This is a genomic window from Janibacter sp. DB-40 (assembly GCF_029510815.1).
GTDB lineage: Bacteria > Actinomycetota > Actinomycetes > Actinomycetales > Dermatophilaceae > Janibacter.
In genome coordinates, this window is sequence record NZ_CP120360.1 from 1,520,111 (window position 1) to 1,543,649 (window position 23,539).

19 protein-coding genes are annotated in these 23,539 nt (G+C 71.8%); 14 read left to right on the forward strand and 5 right to left on the reverse strand.

Annotation, left to right across the window (positions count from 1 at the left end; translation table 11 throughout):
- Nucleotides 1–2: 2 nt before the first annotated feature.
- On the reverse strand, nt 3–1,130 hold the full coding sequence (locus tag PVE36_RS07155; protein ID WP_277455546.1) for a LysM peptidoglycan-binding domain-containing protein: 1,128 nt from the start codon (nt 1,128–1,130) through the stop codon (nt 3–5).
- A 205-nt stretch (nt 1,131–1,335) separates the two neighbouring features.
- Between PVE36_RS07155 and PVE36_RS07160 the strand changes: the two genes are divergently transcribed.
- On the forward strand, nt 1,336–1,722 hold the full coding sequence (locus PVE36_RS07160) for an Rv2175c family DNA-binding protein (protein ID WP_277455548.1): 387 nt from the start codon (nt 1,336–1,338) through the stop codon (nt 1,720–1,722).
- Nucleotides 1,723–1,748: 26 nt separating this feature from the next.
- On the opposite strand, the gene PVE36_RS07165 is transcribed toward PVE36_RS07160, so the two are convergent.
- Nucleotides 1,749–2,834, reverse strand: a complete 1,086-nt coding sequence (locus PVE36_RS07165) for a polyprenyl synthetase family protein (protein ID WP_277455550.1) — start codon at nt 2,832–2,834, stop codon at nt 1,749–1,751.
- Nucleotides 2,835–2,986: 152 nt separating this feature from the next.
- On the opposite strand from PVE36_RS07165, the gene PVE36_RS07170 reads away from it, so the two are divergent.
- The 7 genes from PVE36_RS07170 (at nt 2,987) to PVE36_RS07200 (ending at nt 10,818) form a co-directional block, all read left to right on the forward strand.
- Nucleotides 2,987–3,349, forward strand: a complete 363-nt coding sequence (locus tag PVE36_RS07170) for a DUF6504 family protein (RefSeq protein ID WP_277455553.1) — start codon at nt 2,987–2,989, stop codon at nt 3,347–3,349.
- Between the two features lie 10 nt (nt 3,350–3,359).
- Entirely contained in the window at nt 3,360–3,809 is a 450-nt protein-coding gene (locus PVE36_RS07175) for an SAV_6107 family HEPN domain-containing protein (protein ID WP_277455555.1), read from the forward strand.
- The gene (gene dnaE / locus PVE36_RS07180; RefSeq protein ID WP_277455556.1) at nt 3,806–7,561 is read left to right on the forward strand and encodes a DNA polymerase III subunit alpha; all 3,756 of its coding nucleotides are present in this window, start codon (nt 3,806–3,808) and stop codon (nt 7,559–7,561) included. The genes PVE36_RS07175 and dnaE overlap by 4 nt, the downstream gene beginning before the upstream one ends.
- Before the next feature lie 85 nt (nt 7,562–7,646).
- Nucleotides 7,647–8,015 carry a DUF4440 domain-containing protein gene (locus tag PVE36_RS07185; RefSeq protein WP_277455558.1) on the forward strand — a complete coding sequence of 123 codons (369 nt, stop codon included), beginning with the start codon at nt 7,647–7,649 and terminating at the stop codon, nt 8,013–8,015.
- A gap of 219 nt (nt 8,016–8,234) precedes the next feature.
- The gene (locus tag PVE36_RS07190; protein WP_277455561.1) at nt 8,235–9,008 is read left to right on the forward strand and encodes a methyltransferase domain-containing protein; all 774 of its coding nucleotides are present in this window, start codon (nt 8,235–8,237) and stop codon (nt 9,006–9,008) included.
- A gap of 10 nt (nt 9,009–9,018) precedes the next feature.
- Nucleotides 9,019–10,290, forward strand: coding sequence for a DNA polymerase IV (gene dinB, locus PVE36_RS07195; RefSeq protein ID WP_277455563.1), 1,272 nt, complete (start codon nt 9,019–9,021; stop codon nt 10,288–10,290).
- Between the two features lie 75 nt (nt 10,291–10,365).
- Nucleotides 10,366–10,818, forward strand: coding sequence for a DUF3040 domain-containing protein (locus tag PVE36_RS07200; RefSeq protein WP_277455565.1), 453 nt, complete (start codon nt 10,366–10,368; stop codon nt 10,816–10,818).
- A 97-nt stretch (nt 10,819–10,915) separates the two neighbouring features.
- Here PVE36_RS07200 and PVE36_RS07205 read toward each other — a convergent pair whose 3' ends face one another.
- Both PVE36_RS07205 and PVE36_RS07210 read right to left on the reverse strand, forming a co-directional pair.
- Entirely contained in the window at nt 10,916–11,428 is a 513-nt protein-coding gene (locus tag PVE36_RS07205) for a DUF456 domain-containing protein (protein WP_277455780.1), read from the reverse strand.
- A gap of 21 nt (nt 11,429–11,449) precedes the next feature.
- Nucleotides 11,450–11,671 (reverse strand): hypothetical protein, encoded by a 222-nt coding sequence (locus tag PVE36_RS07210; protein ID WP_185989800.1) that lies wholly within the window; start codon nt 11,669–11,671, stop codon nt 11,450–11,452.
- A gap of 256 nt (nt 11,672–11,927) precedes the next feature.
- Here PVE36_RS07210 and PVE36_RS07215 point away from each other — a divergent pair, with 256 nt between their 5' ends.
- Both PVE36_RS07215 and PVE36_RS07220 read left to right on the forward strand, forming a co-directional pair.
- Nucleotides 11,928–14,063, forward strand: coding sequence for a DNA topoisomerase IV subunit B (locus tag PVE36_RS07215; RefSeq protein ID WP_277455567.1), 2,136 nt, complete (start codon nt 11,928–11,930; stop codon nt 14,061–14,063).
- Nucleotides 14,064–14,183: 120 nt separating this feature from the next.
- Nucleotides 14,184–15,620, forward strand: a complete 1,437-nt coding sequence (locus PVE36_RS07220; RefSeq protein ID WP_277455568.1) for an APC family permease — start codon at nt 14,184–14,186, stop codon at nt 15,618–15,620.
- A 151-nt stretch (nt 15,621–15,771) separates the two neighbouring features.
- On the opposite strand, the gene PVE36_RS07225 is transcribed toward PVE36_RS07220, so the two are convergent.
- Nucleotides 15,772–18,207, reverse strand: a complete 2,436-nt coding sequence (locus PVE36_RS07225; protein ID WP_277455569.1) for a DNA topoisomerase IV subunit A — start codon at nt 18,205–18,207, stop codon at nt 15,772–15,774.
- A 122-nt stretch (nt 18,208–18,329) separates the two neighbouring features.
- On the opposite strand from PVE36_RS07225, the gene PVE36_RS07230 reads away from it, so the two are divergent.
- The 4 genes from PVE36_RS07230 to PVE36_RS07245 are packed head-to-tail and all read left to right on the forward strand — an operon-like array spanning nt 18,330 to nt 23,488.
- A complete protein-coding gene (locus PVE36_RS07230) occupies nt 18,330–21,014 on the forward strand; it encodes a bifunctional GNAT family N-acetyltransferase/acetate--CoA ligase family protein (RefSeq protein WP_277455571.1) in 2,685 nt (894 codons plus the stop codon).
- Between the two features lie 12 nt (nt 21,015–21,026).
- Complete coding sequence (locus tag PVE36_RS07235; RefSeq protein WP_277455573.1) at nt 21,027–21,638, forward strand: DUF5998 family protein; 612 nt, start codon at nt 21,027–21,029, stop codon at nt 21,636–21,638.
- A 7-nt stretch (nt 21,639–21,645) separates the two neighbouring features.
- Entirely contained in the window at nt 21,646–22,806 is a 1,161-nt protein-coding gene (locus tag PVE36_RS07240) for a nucleotide pyrophosphatase/phosphodiesterase family protein (protein ID WP_277455574.1), read from the forward strand.
- 1 nt (nt 22,807) lies between these two features.
- Complete coding sequence (locus PVE36_RS07245; protein ID WP_277455575.1) at nt 22,808–23,488, forward strand: thymidine kinase; 681 nt, start codon at nt 22,808–22,810, stop codon at nt 23,486–23,488.
- The last annotated feature ends 51 nt before the right edge of the window (nt 23,489–23,539 follow it).

The window sequence follows — 23,539 nt, forward strand, 5'->3', positions numbered from 1 at the left end:
CGTCACATGCGCGTGCGCAGCGCCTTGACGTTGGCCACGTACCGCTTGGTGTCGTCGTACATGCCGTTGGCCTCGACCGAGGCGAGCCCCTGGTAGTAGCCGGCGATCGCGTCCCCGGGCGAGGAGGCCTGCTGGGTGAGGACCTTCAGCAGGAGGACTCCCGCAGTGACGTTGTCCTCGGTGTCGAGCAGGTCGAGGTCACGGCCGGCCAGCGCCGAGGTCCACTCGCCGGAGGCCGGGATGACCTGCATCGTGCCGACGGCGTTGGCGACGGAGACCTGCCGCTGGTTCCAGCCGGACTCCAGGTAGGAGACCGCCAGCGCGAGCGAGGGGTCGACCCCGTGCTGGCGGGCGATGCGGGTGATGATCGCCCTGGTCTCGGCGCGGCTGGGTACCGCGCGCCCGGCGAGGATCGTGCGGTTCCTGTCGGCCGCGGCGACGATCGAGTCGGCGTAGGTGCGCCCGGAGAAGGTGTTCTCCTTCGTCGGGGTGGGGCCCTTCGCCGATCCGGTGACCTTCAGCGTCTGACCGGGGTAGATGTGCTTGCTGGTGGGGACGTCGTTGAGCTTGGCCAGGCGGGTGATGCTCATGCCGTGGCGGGCGGCGATGCCGCTGAGGGTGTCACCGGAGCGGACCGTGTAGGAGGACGACGCCGCCGGGCGGCTGGTCGCCCGCTTGGCCGGCTTCGCCGGGGTGCCGCTGACGCGCAGCTTCTCGCCGGGGTGGATGAAGCCGTTACCGAGGCCGTTCAGCGACCGCAACCGGTCCAGGCTCATGTCGTGGCGGGCGGCGATGCCGGTGAGGGTGTCCCCGCTGCGCACGGTGTAGGTGCGGGTGGAGCCGGAGCGCGAGGGCATTGCGCTCCCACGCGCGGTCGAGTCGGAGCGCTGGGGCACCGCGAGCTTCTGCCCGGGGTGGATGAACTCGTTGCCACGCAGGTTGTTGCGCGAGAGCAGCGTGGTGGGGGAGACGCCGTAGCGCTGGGCGATGCCGTAGACGGTCTCGCCGGAGCGGACCGTGTGCTGCTTGGATCCTTCGGCGCTGATGGTGGTCTCGGTGGCTCCGGCAGTCAGGTCGAGCGCCGGGGCGACGGGGGTGGCCGGGACGGGGACGAAGAGCGGCAGGACCAAGGGGGACTCCGATGTCGGGGGCGTCGGGAGGCGCCCGGTGGTGCGGTCAGGGGAGGTGCCGTGACGTCTGCGTGGCACCTGTGAACCAAGTGACGTATGTGGTTGCAGTGGCGACGGTACCGAAAAATTGCGGGATGTGCGCGGATTCACGCAGTCGGCGGGTTCGGGAACCGCTCCCGCCGCCCGCTCTGCCAGACTGTGCGGCGTGAACGACACGCCAGAGAATGCTTCCACCACCGAGCCGTCAGCGCCGTCCGAGCCCGTGTGGCTGACGCTTCCCGACATCGCCGAGCAGCTCGGTGTGCGCATCACCGAGGTGCGCCGGATGCTCAAGGAGGGTGACCTCGTGGCGGTGCGTCGCGGCGAGCGCAACGTGCTCTCCGTGCCGGCGGACTTCATCGGTGAGGACGGGCCGCTGCCGGAGCTGCGCGGGACCTTCACCGTGCTCTCGGACGGCGGCTTCAGCGACGAGGAGATCGTCGAGTGGATGTTCGCCCGTGACGACCGCTTGGTCGGGGGCACGCCGATCGGCGCCATCCGTCAGGGGGCGAAGACCGAGGTGCGTCGCCGGGCCATGGAAGAGGCCCTCTGACGCCCGGCCGCGCGAGGTACCCGTGACTAGGTGCTGCGCGCGGTCGTGACGTCGATCAGCTCGGCGAGCAGCTCGCGCGCGTCGGGAGCCAGCCCGGACGCCTCGGCCAGTGCTGCGCGGGCGGTGTCCGCCCCCTTCGTGATGTCGGTCTCGACGCCCTCGAGTGCACCGGTGTCGACGAGCAGCGCACGGAAGGACTCGACCTCCGTCTCGCCGAGGTCGGGGGAGCCGAGCCACGTCTCGATCCGGCTCGTCGTGGTCTCGTCGGCCCCGGCGAGCGCCCGGGCGATGAGCACGGTGCGCTTGCCCTCGCGCAGGTCGTCCCCGGCCGGCTTGCCGGTCGCGGCCGGGTCGCCGAAGACCCCGAGCACGTCGTCACGCAGCTGGAAGGCCTCGCCGAGGGCGAGTCCGTAGCGGGAGAGTGCCCGCAGGTCGGCCTCCGAGGCGCCGCCGGCCGTGGCGCCGATGAGGAGCGGGTGCTCGACGGAGTACTGGGCGCTCTTGTAGCGGATGACGTGGCGTGAGCGCTCGATGCGCTCCGCGTCGTCGAGCAGGTGCCACGGACGCATCGAGGTGACGATGTCGAGGAACTGCCCGGCCATGAGCTGGCCGCGCATCTTCTCGAAGGTCGGCCGGGCGGCGGTCAGGGACCGGGCGGGCAGCCCGGAGTCGGTGAAGAGGTCGTCGCACCAGCCCAGGCAGAGGTTGCCGGCGAGGATCGCGCCCGCGGTGCCGAAGCGGTCCGCGTCGCCGTGCCAGCCGCGGTCCCCGTGGGCTGCCGCGAGCGTGCGGTGCATCGCCGGTTTGCCGCGGCGGGTCTCGCTGTCGTCCATGACGTCGTCGTGGATGAGGGCGGCGGCCTGGAAGAACTCCATCGCGGCGGCGAGGGTGATCGCACCCTCGTCGTCGGGCTGCCCGGCGGCCCGCCAGCCCCAGTAGGCGAAGCCGGCCCGCAGCCGCTTGCCGCCCTCGAGCAGGGTGCGCACGGGGCCGATGAGGTCGGCGACGTCGGGGCCGATCTCGGCGAGCTCGTCCACCCAGCGGTCGAGCTCGGCGTCCAGACGGGTCTGGACCCGCGTACGCAGGTCGGCCCGGTCCAGGGGGTGCGGCACGTCGTCTCCAGTCGCGAAGGGGGGGAGGAACGGCGGTCTGCCGCGCTCCTCGGAGCCATCGGGAGCCAGCCTACGTGGCTCGTGCTTGACGCGGTGTCAGCCCCTCGGTCTACTGTTGTTCGAACAGGTGTTCGAGATGGATGGAGTTGATCATGGTCCGGCTCGTGGAGGAGACCATCGAGGTGCGGGTGGGCGATCCGCAGCGTATGGGTGTGGAGGGACAGCCCGATGACCGGTGCGGGGCGCCGGAGCAGTTCCTGTGGCGTGGCCGGCTCTACCGGGTGACCGAGGTCATCGCCCACTGGCAGGAGCGGCACCCGTGGTGGCGGTCGGCCACCGAGCAGCCGCTGGCCCAGGTCCCGCTCGCCCGGGACGTGTGGCGGGTGACGGCCAGCCGTGGGCGCAGCAGTGCGCCGGGCGTCTACGACCTCGGCGTCGACGGCGTCCCTGTCACGCCTGCCGTGTCTGCCAGGCCCGCTGGGCCCGTCTGGCTGCTGCTGCGGACGCAGGACTGAGGTGGTGACGATGGCCGCCGCACCGCTCCTGCACCCCGACCGCGTCGACGGCGCGGTCCACCTGCTCTCCGCCGCCGCCGAGAGCCTGGCGAGCGCGCACTGGGCCCGCACGGCCCACGGGCGCAGCGCCGCGACCCGGCTGGCCGTGCTCCGGGCCGCCGCTGCGGTCCTCGCCGTCCGTGGCCGGGCGTGCGCGAGCGGGTCCGGGCCGCTCGACGTGTGGCACCTGCTCCCGCGGGTGGCACCCGAGCTGACCGAGTGGGCGCAGTTCTTCGGGGCCGTGCTGTCCGACGAGGCGCGCAGCGGGGCGCCGATGAGCGTGCGCGAGGTCGACGACCTGCTGCGCCAGGGGGAGGAGTTCGTCCAGCTCGTCGCGGGGCTGCTCGGCCTGCCCCCGGTCCCCGTCACCGGTGACTCGACTGTGCTGACCGTGCTGAGCGGACATGGAGGGCGTGGATGAGCTTCGCCCACCTGCACGTGGCCTCGGGCTTCTCCCTCCGTCACGGCACGAGCACGCCGGAGGACCTCGTCGCCCGGGCCGTCGAGCTCGGCCAGCCCGCGCTCGCCCTCACCGACCGGGACGGGCTCTACGGGGCCGTCCGCTTCGTCCGGGCGGCGAGTGCGGCCGGTGTGGCGCCGGTGCTCGGGGTCGACCTGGCCGTCGGTGCTCGTCCGGGTCCGGCACAGCGACGGGACCGCCCCCTTCGCACGCCGGCGCGCGGGGGTGCCGAGGTGGACCCCAGGCACCCCCGCGTCACGGTGCTGGCGCGAGGAGCCGGTGCGGGCGTCCCGCACGGCGTCGGGTGGGCGCGGCTCTGCCGCCTCGTCAGCGAGGTGCATCTGACCGGTGAGCGGGGCGACGCGGTCGCGCAGCCGCAGATGATCGCCCGGCACGCGACCGCGCCCGACCCCGCGGAGCCGGCACCGCTGCTGGTCCTGCTCGGCCCGGGCTCCGACGTCGGCGCCGCGCTGCTCGACCGCCGGCCGGACATCGCCCGGGATCGTCTCGCGGCATGGCGCCGCCTGCTGCCCACCGGGGCCGTCGCCATCGAGGTCGTCGACCACGGCGGCCCGCCCGGCTCACCCGCCTCGACCGGGCACGCCGCGCACCTGCTCGGGCTGGCCGACGCGACCGGCACCCCGGCCGTACTCACCGCCGCGACCCGCCACCTGCACCCGCAGGACGCGGTCGTCGCCGACGTGCTCGACGCGACCCGTCGGCTCGTCGTCCTCGACACCCGCCACCTGGACCGGATCACCGAGGCCGGTCACCTCGCCGACACCCCGACGATGGCCGCGTCCGCGCACCGGGTGACGACCGCGCTCGGGGGCGGGGCCGGTGGCTTCGGCTGTGCCGGTCCGCGCCAGCGCGCCGAGGCGCTCCTCGCGACGACGACCCGCACCGCCCTCGAGTGCGCGCAGGACGATCGCAAGGACCTGGGGATCGGTCGGGTCCACCTGCCCGAGGCCCGGGTGCTCGGCCTGGGCCCCGACGACGACCCGCAGGCGGTGCTCGCGCAGCGCTGCCGAGCGGCCATCGGCACGCGGTACCCGGACGCCTCGCCGAGCACCCTCCGGCAGGTCGAGGAGCGCCTCGAGGACGAGCTCGACGTCATCGCGGCGCTGGGTTACCCGACCTACTTCCTCACCGTCGCCGAGGTCGTCGACCTCATCGTCGAGGCCGGGGTGCGGGTGGCCGCCCGCGGTTCCGGGGCGGGCAGCCTGGTCAACCACCTGCTCGGCATCAGCGCGATCGACCCGATCCGTCACGACCTGCTCATGGAGCGCTTCTGCTCCCCACTGCGGGCCGAGCTCCCGGACATCGACATCGACGTCGAGTCCGCCCGCCGGACCGAGATGTACGAGCGGGTCCTCGAGCGCTTCGGCCGCGACCGGGTCACCTGCGTGTCGATGATGGACACCTACAAGGCCCGGCACGCGATCCGCGACGTGGGCGCGGCGCTGGGCATCCCACCCGCGGAGGTCGACCAGATCGCCAAGGCCTTCCCGCACATCCGGGCCAGGGACGTGCGCAGCGCCCTCGCCGAGCTGCCGGAGCTGCGCACCCGCGGCCTCGGGGCCGGATCGCAGCCTGGTGAGCACGGACTTGGGACTCTTCTTGATCTCGTCGAGCGTCTCGACGGGCTGCCCCGGCACATCGCCATGCACCCGTGCGGGATGGTCCTGTCCGATGGTGGTCTGCTCGACCGCACCCCGGTGGAGTCGAGCTGGCTGGGCTTCCCGATGAGCCAGTTCGACAAGGACGACGTGGAGGCCCTCGGGCTGCTCAAGCTCGACGTCCTCGGCATCCGGATGCAGTCCGCGATGGCGCACGCGGTGGGCGAGATCGAGCGCGTCGAGGGCACCCGGGTCGACCTCGACGACCGGGGCGACGTCCCGCTCGACGACGCGGCGACCTTCGCGATGGTGCGCACCACCCGCACCCTAGGGTGCTTCCAGATCGAGAGCCCCGGCCAGCGCGAGCTCATCGGCAAGCTCGCCCCGACGGCCTTCGAGGACCTGGTCGTCGACATCTCCCTCTTCCGCCCCGGTCCGGTGAAGTCGGACATGATCCGGCCCTTCCTCGAGGCCCGGCACGGGTGGTCCCGCCCGCAGTTCCTCCACGAGCGGCTCGTCCCGGCGCTCGCCGAGACCGAGGGCGTGGTCGTCTTCCACGAGCAGATGCTGCGGATCATCGCCGAGACGACCGGGGTGACCCTGGCCCAGGCCGACGAGGTGCGCCGGACGATGGGCAGCCCCGACGGGCAGGCGCGGATCGAGCAGTGGTGGCGTCCGGCCGCGACCGCACGCGGGTACCCGCCGGAGGACGTCGATCGCATCTGGGCGGTGCTCGCCGCCTTCGCCTCCTTCGGCTTCTGCAAGGCGCACGCCGCGGCCTTCGCCATGCCGACCTACCAGTCGGCGTGGTTGAAGACCCACCACCCGGCGGCCTTCCTCGCCGGGGTGCTCACCCACGACCCGGGCATGTACCCCAAGCGGCTGCTCCTCGAGGAGGCCCGCTCCCTCGGCATCACCGTCCTCGGGGTCGACGTCAACGCGAGCACGGGGGAGTACCGCATCGAGCGGGCGCCCGTCCCCGGCGACCGGCCCGCCGACCCGGACCTGCCGGACGGGTCGGGGTGGGGCATCCGCCTGTCCCTCGCCGACGTCAAGGGCATGAGCGAGGCGGAGATCGCCCGTGTCGTCGCCGGTGCTCCCTACGACTCGCTCACCGACTTCTGGCAGCGGGCGCAGGTGAGCCGGCCCGTCGTCGAGCGGCTGGTCCTGGTCGGGGCCTTCGACTCCGTGCACGGCACCGGCGCGGGCAGCGGGGGGCCGGGGCTCGGCCACCGGGGCCGACTGACCCGCCGGGACCTGCTGCTGCACGTCGCCGAGCTGGACCGGTGGACGCGGGCGAGCACCGGGCGCCCGCGCGGTCGGTCCCGACGGGCCGCGCCGCCGGCCTGGACCGCGGGCGAGCTCGGTGCGCAGCAGGTGCGCACGACCACCACGACCCCCGTGGCCAGCCAGCTCACCCTCGACCTCGGGGACTCCCCGGAGCTGGGCGAAGGGGTGGGCCTGCCGGAGATGACCGTGCCGGACCAGGTCAGTGCCGAGCTGGAGATTCTCGGCCTGGACGCCTCCCGGCACGTCATGGAGTTCTACGCACCGATGCTCCGGGCGCTCGGGGTCACCCGCAGCGCGGACCTGCTCTCGGTGCGCAGCGATGCCGAGGTCCTCGCCGCCGGGGTCAAGGTCGCCACCCAGACCCCGCCGATCCGCTCGGGGCGCCGGGTGGTCTTCCTCACCGTCGACGACTCCACCGGGCCGGTCGACGCGACCTTCTTCGAGGACACCCAGGGGCCCTATGCGGCGACGATCTTCCACTCCTGGCTGCTGCTCGTGCGCGGCACCGTGCGACGGGCCGGGGACCGCGGCGTCTCCGTGCTCGCCTCCGGCGCGTGGGAGCTGTCGACGCTGTGGGACGCCTGGCAGCGCGGCGGGATCGAGGCCGTGCACGCCGCGCTCGACGAGGCCGACGACCTCGCCCGGGCGCGCGATGCCGCGCACCAGCAGCCCGAGGGGCACCGGGTGCTCGTCCACGCCTCCGGCTTCCGGCAGTCGCCCTGGGCCGACACCCGCCCCGCCGGCTCGGGTGTGCAGCCCCCGCGCAAGCTGTGGCACTCCTCGCCGGGCAGCTCCGGCCACTGACGTACATGGGAAAGTCCTGCTGAGCCACCCACGAGGGTGGGACCCGCGCCCCCTTCGCCCTGTAAGTGGGGGTGGACGTGCTGGGATGGCTGCCATGGACGAGTCCGTGCTGCCCACGGTCCTGCGGCTCGAGCGTGAGCTGCAGACCCCAGTTGCCCGCGCCGACGAGGACCGGTTGCTCGAGCTGCTCGCGCCCGACTTCACCGAGGTCGGTGCATCCGGACGAGCCTGGGATCGCGAGTCGGTCCTCGTCCTGCTGCGTGAGCAGTCCGACGACGAGGAGACCTCACCCATCGGGATCCACGACCTGCGTGGCCGGGTCATCGCACCCGGTGTCGTCCAGGTCTCATGGGACTCGGATCAGACCGGCAGACGGGCTCGACGCACCTCGATCTGGTGCGAGCGGGCGCACGGCTGGCAGCAGGTCCACCACCAGGGGACACCGCTGCCCTGACTTCGGGTGGATGTAGCGCCGAGCGCTGGAGCGCCCCGTGGTCCATCGATTCGACGACTCGCAGGCGCAGCTGCCATTGGATGGATGTAATAGCGCGTGTTGGGGCCCGCGTTATTACATCGACCGGGCGACAGGGGAGCACCGTCAGGGGCGGCGACTAGGGTTGGAGGGTCCGCCGGGGCAGGCGGATGATCGATCACCCCACGAGCAGGAGCAGACGTGAACGACGAGCGAGGATGGTCCCGCAGCAGCGGGGTCGAGGCCAACATGCGCACCGCCGCCGTCTGGTCCCAGCTCCACGACCTCAGCGAGTCGCGTCGCCAGGAGCTGGGGCGGCCCCTGCGCGTCCTCGACCTGGGGGGTGGCACCGGGGGAGTGGCCGTCGCGCTCGCCGAGCAGGGCCACACGGTCACCGTCGTCGACCCCAACGCCGACGCCCTGGCCTCCCTCGCCCGTCGCGCCGAGGAGTCCGACGCCGCCGAGCGGGTCAGCGCCGTCCAGGGCGACGCCGACACCTTCGCCGCATCCGTCACGCCCGGGTCCATCGACCTGCTCTGCTGCCACGGCGCCCTCGAGTACGTCGAGGATCCCGGAGCCACCCTCACCCGGGTCGCCGAGGTGCTCGCCCCCGGCGGCCACCTGTCCCTCGTGACCGCCCAGCGCGTGGCCGCCGTGCTGGCCCGCGCCGTCGCCGGGCGGTTCGACCAGGCCACCGCGGCGCTGACCAGCGCCGACGGCCGCTGGGGCGAGGACGACCCGATGCCGCGCCGCTTCGACCGCACCGACGTGGCCGACATGCTCAGCCGCGCCGGCTTCACCACCCTCGACGCCCGCGGCGTGCGCATCTTCAGCGACCTCGTCCCGTACGAGTACATCGACACCGAGGCCGACCGGCAGGCGCTGCTGGGGCTCGAGGAGCTCGCGGCCACCGACCGCCGGATCGGCCTGTCCGCGCTGGGTGCAGCGGTCCACGTCATCGCCCGCCGCGACTGATCGGGCCGCGATGAGCCGGCGTCAGTTCCGGCCCCCACCACGGGCCGGCCAGGGCCCCCCGGACGACACCGGGTGCACGATCCTGCACGTCGACATGGACGCCTTCTTCGCCGGGGCCTCCCTGCTGGCGCGCCCCGACCTCGTCGGTACCCCCGTCATCGTCGGGGGCGGCAACCGCGGTGTCGTCCTCTCCGCGACCTACGAGGCCCGCGCCTTCGGCGTCACCTCCGCCATGCCCATGGGCCGGGCCCGTCGACTGTGCCCCCAGGCGACCATCCTGCCCCCGGACCACGAGCTCTACGCCCGCATCTCCCGGTCGGTGATGGCGACCTTCACCGACATCACCCCCTCCGTCGAGCCGCTGAGCCTCGACGAGGCCTTCCTCGACGTCGCCGGCGCCGTCCGCCTCATGGGCTCCCCGGCGACGATCGCCCAGCGCATCCGTGACACCGTCGCCGACGAGCAGGGGATCACCTGCTCGGTCGGGGTGGCCAGCACCAAGTTCGTCGCCAAGCTCGCCTCGTCCCTCGCCAAGCCGGACGGCCTCCTCGTCATCCCCGCCGCCGAGGTCGTCACCTTCGTCCAGCAGCTGCCGGTGGCCGCCCTGTGGGGCGTGGGCGACAAGACCGAGGAGTCCCTGGCCCGGCTGGGCCTGAAGACCGTCGCCGACATCGCCCACACCCCGCGCGAGACCCTCGTGCGCGCTCTGGGGGCCGCGACCGGCACGCACCTGCACGACCTGGCGTGGGGACGCGACCCCCGGACCGTCGAGCCCGTCCGCCGGGAGCGCAGCATCGGCAACGAGCGCACCTACGGCCACGACGTCGACGACCCGGAGGTCGTCCACCGCACACTCCTCGCCCTGAGCGAGAAGACCGCGAGCCGGCTGCGGGCCGCCGGCCTGGTCGGCCGGACGGTGAGCATCAAGGTGCGTTTCGCCGACTTCACGACGATCAGCCGCTCCCGCTCCCTTCGCGACCCGACCGACGTCTCCCGGGACATCGCCGCGATGGCCCGGGACCTCTACGACGCCCTCGGGCTGCAACGCGCCCGCATCCGACTCGTCGGCGTGCGCGTCGAGCAGCTGAGCGAGACGGCGTCCACACCGGTGCAGGTCGCCCTCGACGAGCCGGAGCACGGGTGGCGGGATGCCGACCGGGCGATCGACCGGGCCAGCGCCCGATTCGGGATCGGGAGTGTGCGTCCGGCGAGCCTGCTGAAGGACGGCGACGACCGGCGAGGCCACCCACCTACCGCGAGGCCCGGGAGCGACCTAGAATGAACAGACCATGGCGGGGTACCTGTCATGGCGACACGGGTCGCCGGGCCCGTCGGAAGGAAGCGTTGGGAGGTCACCGTGGCGCTGTCAGAGCGTGAGCGGCAGATGCTCGAGGAGATGGAAGAGGCCATCCGGGCCGAGGACCCTCGCTTTGCGTCGCAGATGAAGGGCCGCAGGACGGGGCCCGGCGGGACCGACCGTCGCCGCGTAGCCATCGGTGTCGTCGGCGCAATCGTCGGTCTGGGCCTGGTCCTGCTCGGGATCAACACGACGTTGTGGATCGGCGTCGCCGGCTTCGTGATCATCGTCGCGGCCGTCGCCTACGCCTTCACCCCCTCGCGCCAGCCGGCCACGCTCGGTGTCGTCGACGACGACGGTGCGGTGAAGAAGTCACCGCCCAGGCCCAGGTCCAAGCCGACCGCATTCGGTCGCGGCGGCGGGCAGGGCCGCTCCCGCAAGCAGCCGCGCCAGGGGACCTTCATGGAGCGGATGGAGCAGCGCTGGGAGGAGCGTCGGCGTCAGGGCTGGTAGCCACTGATCGAGCGACGCATGACGAAGGGGCCGGTGTGACCGGCCCCTTCGTCGTGCTCCCGAGCCGTGGACGGCCGGGCAGTGCGGTGAGCCGCACTCAGTGCAGCAGGATCCCGATCGTCCAGCTGATCGCGATGGCCAGGGCGGTCGTCAGCTCGATGCCCATGCTGTGCAGGACCCCACGCAGGGCCGACTTCGTCGCGGACCACGCCCGGTCGAGCTGGTGGAAGCGCAGGTACTCCGCCGCGAAGATCCCCGCGACGAAGCCGATCGGCAGACCGAGCAGGGGGATGACGACGACGCCGATGACGGCGCCGACGACGCCGAGGAGCAGGGTCAGGCCGCCGACGCCCTCACGCTTCATCCGGCGTCCGGGGATGAGCAGCTGCAGGCTGACCCCCGACAGGTACAGCACGAGGGCCACCCCGAAGGTGACCCACGCGAGGGTGCCACCGGTGTCGATGGCCCAGAGCAGGACCGCCCCGACGCACAGCAGGAGACCGGGGAGGACCGGCAGCACGATGCCGATGACCCCGACGACGTAGATCGCAACAGCGATCAGCAGGCCGAAGCCGATGGGATCGGGGGCGGCCTGGGCCGCCAGGGTCATCACGAGGTGGGGTGTCGAGCGTCAGCGCTCTTCGACGGGCGCCGACGCCGGGACCTCTTCGAGCCGCGAGGACTCGTCCTCGATCTCGGCGAGGTCCTTCAGTGCAGGGATGTGCTCCCGCCCGTGGTGGGCGCAGAAGAGCAGCTCGCCGCCCGCGTGGAGGCGGGCGCGCACATAGGCCTTGGCGCCGCAGCGGTCGCAGCGGTCGGCTGCGGTCAAGGGGCTGGCCAGGGTCGCGTTCACGTGTGCCTCATTTCCTACGTCAGTAAGCGTGGACGTCCGTGCCAACAGTCAAACACGCCGAGTGCTTCCCGCGAAGCACCCGGATCGCGCGGCGTGACTGATGACACACAGCCGTGACCCGGCCGACACGGCCCCGTGGGCCGGCATCCGTCCCCACCGTCGCGACACCACGAGCCGGAACCTCCCCGGTCGCGCCCGTGGGGCGGACTACCCTGCGAAGAAGACCCCGCCCCGACGAGAAGGACCGGCCCACCTCGTGCCTCCGGCAGCCAGCACCGCCAAGAAGACCGCCAGCAGCAAGTCCGTCAAGGACTACTCGGCGCACCACCTGCAGGTCCTCGAGGGTCTCGAGGCCGTGCGCAAGCGCCCGGGCATGTACATCGGTTCCACCGACCAGCGCGGCCTCATGCACTGCATGTGGGAGATCATCGACAACGCCGTCGACGAGGCCCTCGGCGGCCACGGCGACCGCATCGACATCACCCTGCACGGCGACGGCTCGGTCGAGGTCAGCGACAACGGCCGGGGCATCCCGGTCGACATCGAGCCCCGGACCGGACTGACCGGCGTCGAGGTGGTCTACACCAAGCTGCACGCGGGCGGGAAGTTCGGCGGCGGCTCCTACACCGCCTCCGGCGGTCTCCACGGCGTCGGCGCGTCGGTCGTCAACGCCCTCGCCGTGCGCCTGGACGTCGAGGTCGACCGGTCCGGCAAGACCTATGCGATGAGCTTCCGCCGCGGCGAGCCGGGCGTCTTCTCCGACGTCGCCGGCGCGAAGGGGGCGAAGTCGCCCGAGAACGAGTTCACGCCCTACGAGAAGGGCAGCGAGCTGGAGGTCGTCGGCAAGGCCAAGCGGGGCGTCACCGGCACGCGGGTGCGCTACTGGGCGGACCCGCAGATCTTCCTCAAGGACGCCACCATCGACCTGACCGCGCTGATGGCCCGGGCGCGGCAGACCTCCTTCCTCGTGCCCGGCCTGACCCTCGTCGTGCGGGACGAGCGGGGTGAGGAGCCGGTGGAGGAGGTCTTCCACCACGACGGCGGCATCAGCGAGTTCGTCGAGTTCCTCGCCCCCGACCAGCCGGTGACCGACGTCTGGCGGCTCGAGGGCACCGGGACGTTCACCGAGACCGTCCCGGTCCTCGACAGCAAGGGGCACATGACCCCCACCGAGGTCGAGCGCGAGTGCGGCGTCGACATCGCGCTGCGGTGGGGGACGGGCTACGAGGCCAAGGCCTCCTCCTTCGTCAACATCATCGCCACGCCCAAGGGCGGCACCCACGTCGCCGGTTTCGAGCAGGCGCTGCTCAAGGTCTTCCGCAAGCAGCTCGACCTCAACAGCCGCAAGCTCAAGGTCGGCAACGACAAGGTGGAGAAGGACGATCTGCTCGCGGGCCTCACCGCGGTCGTCACCGTGCGGCTGGCCGAGCCGCAGTTCGAGGGCCAGACCAAGGAGGTCCTCGGCACCAGCGCCGTGCGCTCCATCGTGGCGAAGGTCGTCGAGACCGAGCTGACCTCACGCCTGACCTCGACCAAGCGCGGGGACAAGCAGATGGCCGCCCAGCTGCTGGAGAAGGTCGTCGCCGAGATGAAGTCGCGCATCTCCGCGCGCCAGCACAAGGAGACCCAGCGCCGCAAGAACGCCCTGGAGACCTCGACCCTGCCGCCGAAACTGCGCGACTGCCGCAGCACCGAGGTGGAGGCCACCGAACTGTTCATCGTCGAGGGCGACTCGGCCATGGGAACGGCCAAGGAGGCCCGCAGCAGCGAGTTCCAGGCGCTGCTGCCCATCCGCGGCAAGATCCTCAACGTCCAGAAGGCCGCGGTCGGGGACATGCTCAAGAACGCCGAGTGCGCCTCGATCATCCAGGTCATCGGCGCCGGCTCGGGCCGCAGCTTCGACCTCGACGCGGCGCGGTACGGCAAGGTCATCATCATGACCGACGCCGATGTCGACGGCGCCCACATCCGCACGCTGCTGCTGACCCTCTTCTTCCGCTACATGCGACCCATGGTCGAGGCCGGCAAGGTCTTCGCCGCCGTGCCGCCGCTGCACCGCATCGAGGTGATCAACCCCGGGTCGAAGAAGAACGAGCTGATCTACACCTACTCCGAGGCGGAGATGCGCAAGAAGCTCGCTGCGCTGAGTGCCAAGGGCAAGAACATCAAGCAGCCGATCCAGCGGTACAAGGGTCTGGGTGAGATGGACGCCGACCAGCTCGCCGAGACGACCATGGACCCGCGGCACCGGATGCTGCGTCGGGTCACCACCGAGGACCTGGAGATCGCCGAGGAGGTCTTCGAGCTGCTCATGGGCAAGAACGTCGACCCCCGCCGCGACTTCATCGTCTCCTCCGCCGACCAGCTGGACCGCGAACGCATCGACGCCTGACCCTCGGCGCCGGAGAAGTCGTGTCGGCGTGTCGCCCCATCAGCAGTTGCGTCGTGGAAGGATGCGGACCACGGTTGGGGGATCAGTGCGCGATCGCGCACCCGGAGCCAGGGAGGTCCCATGTCCGAGGTCACATCGGAGCGTGCCGTCGACGGGGCGGGTGAGCTCAAGCGGGTCATGGGGCCCAAGCTGCTGCTGCTCTTCATCGTCGGTGACATCCTCGGTACCGGTGTCTACGCGCTCACCGGTGAGGTCGCCGGTGAGGTCGGCGGGGCCGCCTGGGCGCCCTTCCTCGTGGCCTTCGCGGTCGCGACCCTGACCGCCTTCTCCTACCTGGAGCTGGTGACGAAGTACCCCGCGGCCGGCGGGGCGGCGACCTTCATCCACAAGGCCTTCGGGATCCACTTCGTGACCTTCATCGTGGCCTTCGCCGTGATGGCCTCGGGCATCACCTCCGCCTCCACCGCGTCGCGGGCCTTCGCCGGCTTCCTCCGCGACGGGCTCAAGGCCGACTGGGGCGACAGCTCTCCCGCGCTGCTGCTCATCGCCCTGGGGTTCATGACCGTCATCGGCCTGATCAACCTGCGTGGCGTCGGTGAGAGCGTCAAGGCCAATGTCGTGCTCACCCTCGTGGAGCTGTCCGGCCTGCTGATGATCATCTTCATCGGTCTGTACGCCATGTTCCAGGGCCGGGCCGACTTCTCCCGCGTCGTCGTCTTCGAGAGCCCCGACGAGAAGGGCACCTTCCTCGCGATCACCTCGGCCACGGCGCTGGCGTTCTTCGCGATGATCGGCTTCGAGGACTCGGTCAACATGGCCGAGGAGACCACGAACCCCTCCCGGGACTTCCCGAAGATGATGCTCACCGGCCTCGGCCTGGCTGCCGTGATCTACACGCTGGTCTCGGTCACCGCGGTCGCGCTGGTCCCGGTGGGCGATCTCGTCGGTGGAGAACGCTCCGCGTTGACCCAGGTGGTCGCGGTCGGGGCGCCGGACCTGCCCTTCGACCAGATCTTCCCGTGGATCGGGATGTTCGCCGTGGCCAACACGGCGCTGATCAACATGCTCATGGCCTCACGCCTCGTCTACGGCATGGCCAAGCAGGAGGTCCTCCCGCCCGGTCTCGGACGGGTGCACGCGAGCCGGCGGACGCCGTGGGTGGCCATCATCTTCACCACGCTGGTCTCCTACGCCCTGATCACCTACGTGACCCTCGACAGCGCCTCGGAGGTCGTCTCCCTGCTCGGTGGCACCACGGCGCTGCTCCTGCTGGTCGTCTTCGTCGTCGTCAACGCCGCCGTGCTCGTGCTGCGCAAGGACCACGTCGAGCACAAGCACTTCGTCGCCCCGTGGGGCCTGCCGATCATCGCTGCCGTGTCCAGTGCCTTCCTCGTCGGCCCGTGGGCCCGCAGCCCCGAGCAGCAGCAGCAGTACGTCATCGCCGGTGGCCTGCTCCTGCTCGGCATCGTCCTGTGGGCGATCACCTGGTTCATCAACCGCGCGGTGTACGCCAAGCGCACCTTCATCCGCGACCCGGAGCACATCGACCACGAGTGACCGCCCAGTTGCCGCGGCCGAAGAGCAGGGGCGGCCCTTGGCGCGACGTCCGCACGGCTGTGTGCATCACGTGCGCGGGCGCACAGTGCGGACGTCGGCCTGAGCCGTGCCACCCCTACTCTTCGTCCACTCTCGCCTCGCGCCGAGTGACTCAGAGGGAGCCGATGCCCCCGATGACGGCGCCTGCCGGGACGCCGGAGCCGTCGCGGCGGCCCTCGGGCTCGGGCAGGGTGATCGCGACGCCGTTGGGCTGCGCGGCGCGGGCACCGGCCCGACCGACCCAGGCGAGCAGCAGTGCGTCCTCCCCCTTGAGGAAGCGGTGGGCGCGCACGCCGCCGGTGGCGCGACCCTTGCGCGGGTACTCGGCGAAGGGGGTGACCTTCCACGCGCCGGCATCGGTGCCGGGCAGCGAGTCGCCGGCCCCGGAGACGGTGACGACGATGTTGTCGACCGACGGGTCGACGGCGCCGAAGAAGACGACCGAGGCACCGTCCGTCAGGCGCACGCCCGCGACGCCCCCGCCCGAGCGCCCCTGTGGGCGCACGTCCGCGGCGGGGAAGTGCAGCAGGCTCGCCTGCGAGGTGACGAAGACCAGCTCCTCCTCGCCCGTGGCCAGCTCGACCGCACCGACGACGTGGTCGCCGTCCTTGAGTGAGATGCACTCCCAGGAGTGACCCTTCGGGTACTCGGTCGTGACCCGCTTGACGACACCGTGGGCGGTGCCCAGGGCCAGGCCGGGGGAGTCCGGGGAGAGGCTGGTCAGGGTCAGTGCCCGCTCGTCACCGGGCAGGTCGACGTAGGCGGCCAGCGGGGCGCCACCGGAGAGGGTGGGCGCGCCGTTGGACGGGGGCAGCGTCGGCAGCTCGAGCGCACCCAGGCGCACCATGCGGCCGGCGGAGGTGACCACGGCGACCTCACCGCGGGCGGTGGTGCGCACCGCCGCCACGACCGCGTCGTGCTTGGCGCGAGCGCCCTCGCGGCTGAGCGGCTCGTCGTCGCTGGTGCGGGCGAGCAGGCCGGTGCTCGACAGCAGCACCCAGCACGGGTCGTCGGCGACCTCGAGCGGGGTGGTGGCGGTGGCGGGGGTGCCGGCGGACTCGAGCAGCACCGTGCGGCGCGGGTCGCCGTGCTTCTTGGCGACGTCGGCCAGCTCGCTGGAGATGAGCCTGGTCAGCACCTTCTCGTCGCCGAGGATCTCCTCGAGCTCGGCGATGGCGGCGCGCAGCTCCTCCTGCTCCTTCTCCAGCTCGATGCGGGAGAACTTCGTCAGCCGCCGCAGCTGCAGGTCGAGGATGTAGGTCGCCTGCGGCTCCGAGAGGTCGAAGACGCTGCGCAGGCGGTCCCGGGCCGTCGTCGCGTCGTCGCTGGAGCGGATGACCTGGATGACCTCGTCGATGTCGAGGATCGCGACGAGCAGCCCCTCGACGAGGTGCAGTCGCTCGCGGCGCTTGGCCAGGCGGTACTCCGTGCGGCGCAGCACGACCTGCCGACGGAAGTCGACGTAGACGGTGAGCAGCTCCTTCAGGCCCATCGTCCGCGGCCGGCCGTCGACGAGTGCGACGTTGTTGATGGAGAAGGAGTCCTCCATCGGCGTGAGCTTGTAGAGCTTCTCGAGGACGGCCTCGGGGTTGAAGCCGTTCTTGATCTCGATGACCAGCTGCATGCCCGAGGAGCGGTCCGTCAGGTCCTTGACGTCGGCGATGCCCTGCAGCTTCTTGGACTGGACGGCGTCCTTGATCTTCTCGATGACCTTCTCGGGGCCGATGAGGTAGGGCAGCTCGGTGACGATGATGCCCTGGCGGCGGGGCGAGACCTTCTCGATCCGCGTCGTCGCCCGGGTGCGGAAGCTCCCGCGCCCGGTGAGGTAGGCGTCGCGGATCCCCTCGAGCCCGACGATGCGCCCGCCGCCGGGCAGGTCGGGTCCCGGCACGAACTTCATCAGGTCGTCCAGGCTCGCGTCGGGGTGGGTCAGCAGGTGCCGCGCGGCGCCGATGACCTCGACGAGGTTGTGCGGCGGCATGTTCGTCGCCATGCCGACGGCGATCCCGGTGGTGCCGTTGACCAAGAGGTTCGGGTAGGCCGAGGGCAGGACGTCCGGCTGGAGGAGCTGGTCGTCGTAGTTGGGGACGAAGGGGACGGTGTCCTCGTCCAGCCCGGTGACCATGAGCAGGGCGGCCGGGGCCATCCGGGCCTCGGTGTAGCGGCTGGCGGCCGGCCCGTCGTCGAGGGAGCCGAAGTTGCCGTGCCCGTCGACGAGCGGCACCCGCATCGAGAACGGCTGCGCCAGGCGCACGAGCGCGTCGTAGATCGCCGAGTCCCCGTGCGGGTGGTACTTGCCCATGACCTCACCGACGACGCGGGAGGACTTGACGTGACCGCGCTCGGGCCGCAGGCCCATCTCGCCCATGGCGTAGAGGATCCGGCGGTGGACCGGCTTGAAACCGTCGCGGGCGTCCGGGAGGGCGCGCGCGTGGATGACCGAGTAGCTGTACTCGAGGAAGGCGTTGCGCATCTCGTCCGCGACGTCGATGTCGACGATCCGCTCGGGGACCTCGGGTCGGGGGGCGGGCGCGGATCGGCGGGCCATGCTGGCAGTGGACTCCTGGTCAGGGACGGTGACGACCCGTCCATCCTCACCCCTGCGGGTGCGAGAGGGCGGTTGCGACACACATCCGTGCGCGCACGCCCCCGTCTGGCAGGATTGACGACATGACGCAGCTCCCACCGGGATACCCGGTGCTGGCGGAGGCCGACGTCGTCCTGCGGGACGGCTCGGTCTGCCGGTTGCGACCGATCAAGCCCTCGGACGCTGATGCGATCCGCCGGTTCCACGCCGGCCAGTCCGACGAGTCGATCTACCTGCGCTTCTTCGCCCCGATGCGCAACCTCAGCGACCGGGACATCAAGCGCTTCACGGAGGTCGACTACCACGACCGGATGGCGCTGGTCGCGACGATCCGCGACGAGATCATCGGCATCGGGCGCTACGACCGGGTCACCGAGCACAGCGCCGAGGTCGCCTTCAACATCTCCGACCACTACCACGGCAGGGGTGTCGGGTCGGTCCTGCTCGAGCACCTCGCCGCGCTCGCCTACCACCGGGACATCGAGGCCTTCGAGGCGGAGGTGCTCCCGCACAACCGCAAGATGCTCTCGGTCTTCGCCGACGCCGGCTACCAGGTCAGCCGGCACGTCGAGGACGGCATCGTCTCGCTGCACTTCGACATCGAGCCGACCGCGGAGTCGCTGTCGGTGCGCTTCGCCCGCGAGCACCGCGCGGAGTCGCAGAGCGTGCGGGCGATGCTCCACCCCGCCTCGGTGGCCGTCATCGGCGCCAGCCGCCGCGAGCGCGCGATCGGCCACCAGGTCCTCAAGCACATCCTCGTCGGCGAGTTCACGGGCGAGGTGCACGCCGTCAACCCCAACGCCGACGCCGTGCTGGGCGTGGACGCGGTGCGCTCGATCACCGACCTGCCCGACGGCGCGGAGCTCGCGGTCGTCGCCATCCCGGCGGAGGAGGTCCTGCCCGTCGTCGCCGACTGCGCCACCGCCGGGGTGAAGACGCTGCTGATCATCTCCTCGGGCTTCGCCGAGGTCGGGGAGGAGGGGACCCGGCTGCAGCAGGAGGTCCTGCGGCTGGCCCGCTCGCACGGGATGCGTGTCGTGGGCCCCAACTCCTTCGGCCTGATCAACAACGACCCCTCGGTCAGCCTCAACGCGACCCTCGCCACGACGATCCCGCACCCGGGTCACCTCGGGCTGTTCTCGCAGAGCGGTGCCCTCGCGATCGCGAACCTCGACTCGGCCGCTCGCCGCAACCTGGGGATCTCCGTCTTCGCCTCCGCGGGCAACCGCGTCGACGTCTCCGGCAACGACCTGATGCAGTACTGGGTCGACGACGAGCGCACCCACGCCGTCGGGCTCTACCTGGAGTCGATGGGCAACCCGCGCAAGTTCTCCCGGATCGCCCGCCACCTGGCCGCCAACAAGCCGGTCATCGTCGTCAAGGCCTCGTCCGCAAGCTACGGTGTGCCGCCCGGCCACCGCGTGCGCCAGCCGAAGGTCAAGCCGCACGCCTACACCGCCATGCTCGACCAGGCGGGTGTCATCCGCTGCGAGAACGTCCACCAGATGTTCGACGTGGCCCAGCTGCTCGTCCACCAGCCGCTGCCCAGGGGGCGGCGGGTCGCGGTCGTCGGCAACTCCAGCCAGCTGGCCGCCCTCTCCGCGGACAACGCGACCTCCCGGGGCCTCGAGGTCGTGCACGGACCCACGGCCGTGCGCACCGAGGCCACCGCCCAGGAGTTCCGCGAGGCCGTCGACGCCGCCTTCGACGACCCCGAGGTGGACTCGGTCATCACCTGCTTCATCCCTCCCGTCGGTGCCCTCGACCAGGAGGTGGTCGACGCCCTTCGTCATGCGGCCTCGCGCTCGGACAAGCCGTGCGTGGCCACCCTCCTCGGGATGCGCGGTGTCGACACCGGCAGCGAGAACGCCTACTTCGCCCACGAGTGGGGCGAGGTCGCGGAGGGTCAGCCACGTCAGGCCATCCCGCTGTACCCGATGCCCGAGGAGGCCATCCGTGCGCTCGCCGCGGCCACCAACTACGGGCAGTGGCGCACCAAGGACAAGGGCGAGACCGTCGTGCGCGAGGGCATCGACCGCTGGGCGGTGCGCGCGCTGCTCGACCGGATCCTCGAGGAGGACCCCGAGGGGCGGGCGCTGACCAGCGACGAGGCGCACGAGCTGCTCGCGGGGTACGGCATCCCGGTGTGGCCGCGGCACGAGGTGTCCACCGCGGACGAGGCGGTCGCCGCGGCCGACGCCGTCGGCTACCCCGTCGTGGTCAAGTCCCTCTCGCCGCTCGTGCGCGGCCAGGCCGTGCTCGAGGGCATCCGTGTGGACCTGCACGACGAGGCCTCCGTACGGGCGGCCTTCGAGACGATGGACCGGCGGCTGGCACCGATGGACGCCAACTACTTCGTCGTGCAGCGGATGGCCGGCCCCGGTGTCTCCACGGTGCTCTCGACCGTCGAGGACCCGCTCTTCGGGCCCGTGGTCTCGTTCAGCATCGCGGGGGCACCGACGACGATGCTCGACGACGTCGCATACCGGATCCCGCCCCTGACCGACGTCGACGTCCGTGAGCTCCTCGACGAGATCAAGTCGGCACCGCTGCTGCACGGCCACCGCGGGTCCACGCCGGTCGATCGGGCCGCGCTCGAGGACATCCTCGGACGGTTGTCGTTGATGTCGGACGACTTCCTCGAGCTGTCCTCCGTCGAGCTCAACCCCGTCATCGCGCACCCGGACGGTGCGACGGTGCTCGGGGCGGAGATCATCATCGCGCCCGCCCAGCGGCGGACCGACCCCGGTGCGCGGAGCCTGACCTGACGCTGGGGCACAATGGCCGTCATGTCCGTTCCAGCCGATCTCACGGCGATCACCCTTCCTGACGCCCTCACCGCCGACATCGAGCGCGCGGGGTACTACCCGGCCCTGGTGGCCGACGTCGTCAAGGCCGCGGTCGGCGCCGAGGAGGTGCGCAGCCACCTCGTCCACCAGGAGACGACCTTCGACCAGGACGCGGTGCGCCGCCACATCACGGTCTTCGTGCGCACGGACACCCGCCTGGTCATCGCCCACGCCGACGACTTCGTCGACCACGCCGTCACCGACTCCTCGGGGGAGGTGGCCACGGCGACGACCGAGTGCATCCCGCTGTCCGCCGTGCGCGGGGTGATGCTCACCCACGTCACCGAGAACCCCTCGCAGTACGTCCCCGGCTCCCTCGGCCGCGAGATGACGCTGACGATCGGGTGGGGAGCGGTCAGCCGGGTCGACCTGCTGCCCGGGCAGTGCTCCGACCCCGACTGCGAGGGGGGCGACCACGGCTACGAGGGCACCGTGGCGGCCGACGACATCGGTCTGCGCATCAGCGCCGAGGCCGAGGGGCGGGTGGCCCTGGACCGGGCGATCGAGTTCGCCCGTGATCTCTCCTCGAGCATCGGGCACTGAGCGGCCGATGGCCCACCACGGCGCGCAGCCCGTCCCGCTCCTGCCGACGACCCCACGTCTGGACCGTGTGCTTCCGTCCGTCGCCACGAGCCTGGGCGTCCCCGGCCTGGCGAAGGGGGGAGACCGGCACCTCGCGCCGGCCCGCCGGAGCGTGGTCGTGCTCGTCGACGGGCTCGGCGCCGAGCTGCTGGCCCGCCGGGGCGGGCACGCCCCCTTCCTCCGTCGCCTGCTGCAGGACCCGCAGCGGGCGGTCCGGCTGGACTGCGGCTTCCCCTCGACGACCGCGACGTCGATGGGCACCTTCGGGACCGGCACGCTCACCGGCGTGCACGGGCTCGTCGGCTACGAGGCCTACGACCCCGGGACCGACACCGTCTTCAACGAGCTGTCCTGGGAGGACGGCCCCGAGCCGCACCGGTGGCAGCCGCACCCCACGGTCTTCGAGGCCGCGCTCGGGGCCGGGGTCGCCGTCACCCGCATCGGGCCGGGCTACTTCGACGGCTCGGGGCTGACCAACGCGGCCCTGCGGGGTGGGGGATTCGTCGCCGCGCAGTCCCTGGCCGAGCGCGTCGACGCGACGGTCACCGCGGTCCGGGCGATGCCGCGCTCGCTCGTCTACCTCTACTGGGGCGACATCGACAAGGTCGGCCACGTCCACGGCAGCGACTCGTGGCAGTGGGGCGAGGAGCTGGAGGAGGTCGACGCGCAGCTGGCCCGGCTGGCGGGGCTGCTGCCGCCGGACACGTCGCTGCACATCACGGCCGACCACGGCATGGTCGACGTGCCCCTGGACGCCCGCCCGGACATCGCCGAGGAGCCGGACCTGGACGCCGGGCTGCGGCACGTCTCGGGCGAGCCGCGCTGCCTGCAACTGCACGTGCAGGAGGGGGCCGTCGAGGACGTGCTCTCCGCCTGGCGCTCACGCCTGGGTGACGACGCGTACGTCATCGCGGGGGAGGAGGCCATCGAGGCCGGCTGGTTCGGCCCGGTGACCGACGACGTGCGCCCGCGCATCGGTGACGTCATCGCCGCGATGACCGGGTCGGTCGCGGTCGTCGACTCCCGTCGCCACCGTCCGCTGCTGCGCAACCTGCTGGGGGTCCACGGCTCGATCACCGCCGACGAGGTCGCCATCCCGTGGCTGGAGCTCCCGGCACGGGAGTCCTGACATGGCGCAGCTGTGCTTCTTCGCCGGGACGATGGACTGCGGCAAGTCGACCCTGGCCCTCCAGATGGACCACAACCACCGGGCCCGTGGTCTCGCGGGCGTGATCTTCACCCGGTTGGACCGCTCGGGTGAGGCCCGGCTGTCCTCGCGCCTGGGTCTGTCGACGGACGCGGTGGAGGTCGGGGAGGACCTCGACTTCTGGGAGACCGTCGTCGGGCAGCTGACCGCAGGGGCGCGCGTGGACTACCTCGTCTGCGACGAGGCGCAGTTCTACACCCCCGAGCAGGTCGAGCAGCTCGCCCGGATCGTCGACGAGCTGGACATCGAGGTCTTCGCCTTCGGCATCACCAGCGACTTCCGCACCGAGCTCTTCCCCGGCAGCCGACGACTCATCGAGCTCGCCGACAGCACCCAGGTGCTGCAGGTGGCCGCGCTGTGCTGGTGCGGTCGCCGGGCCACGCACAACGCCCGCGTCGTCGACGGCGTCATGGTGGTCGAGGGCGAGCAGGTCGTCGTCGGGGACACCACCGAGGCGCTCGAGCAGGGCGAGGTCGAGTACGAGGTGCTCTGCCGTCGCCATCACATGAGGCGGATGAACTCCACCGCCGCCCACGCCGCGGCGGTCTCGGCCGACGTGCTGCCCTTCGACCTCGACGCCTGTCCGGTCCCGCCCCCGGCCTGAGCGGTCGGCCGGGTCACCCGCGCGAAGGGGGTGCGCCCCCTTCGTCAGTCC

Coding starts and splice junctions, on each gene's coding strand:
- PVE36_RS07170 (WP_277455553.1), top strand. CDS start 2,987: ATGGTCCGGCTCGTGGAGGAGACCATCGAGGTGCGGGTGGGCGATCCG.
- PVE36_RS07175 (WP_277455555.1), top strand. CDS start 3,360: ATGGCCGCCGCACCGCTCCTGCACCCCGACCGCGTCGACGGCGCGGTC.
- dnaE (WP_277455556.1), top strand. CDS start 3,806: ATGAGCTTCGCCCACCTGCACGTGGCCTCGGGCTTCTCCCTCCGTCAC.
- PVE36_RS07185 (WP_277455558.1), top strand. CDS start 7,647: ATGGCTGCCATGGACGAGTCCGTGCTGCCCACGGTCCTGCGGCTCGAG.
- dinB (WP_277455563.1), top strand. CDS start 9,019: ATGAGCCGGCGTCAGTTCCGGCCCCCACCACGGGCCGGCCAGGGCCCC.
- PVE36_RS07205 (WP_277455780.1), bottom strand. CDS start 11,428: ATGACCCTGGCGGCCCAGGCCGCCCCCGATCCCATCGGCTTCGGCCTG.
- PVE36_RS07220 (WP_277455568.1), top strand. CDS start 14,184: ATGTCCGAGGTCACATCGGAGCGTGCCGTCGACGGGGCGGGTGAGCTC.
- PVE36_RS07225 (WP_277455569.1), bottom strand. CDS start 18,207: ATGGCCCGCCGATCCGCGCCCGCCCCCCGACCCGAGGTCCCCGAGCGG.
- PVE36_RS07230 (WP_277455571.1), top strand. CDS start 18,330: ATGACGCAGCTCCCACCGGGATACCCGGTGCTGGCGGAGGCCGACGTC.
- PVE36_RS07235 (WP_277455573.1), top strand. CDS start 21,027: ATGGCCGTCATGTCCGTTCCAGCCGATCTCACGGCGATCACCCTTCCT.
- PVE36_RS07240 (WP_277455574.1), top strand. CDS start 21,646: ATGGCCCACCACGGCGCGCAGCCCGTCCCGCTCCTGCCGACGACCCCA.
- PVE36_RS07245 (WP_277455575.1), top strand. CDS start 22,808: ATGGCGCAGCTGTGCTTCTTCGCCGGGACGATGGACTGCGGCAAGTCG.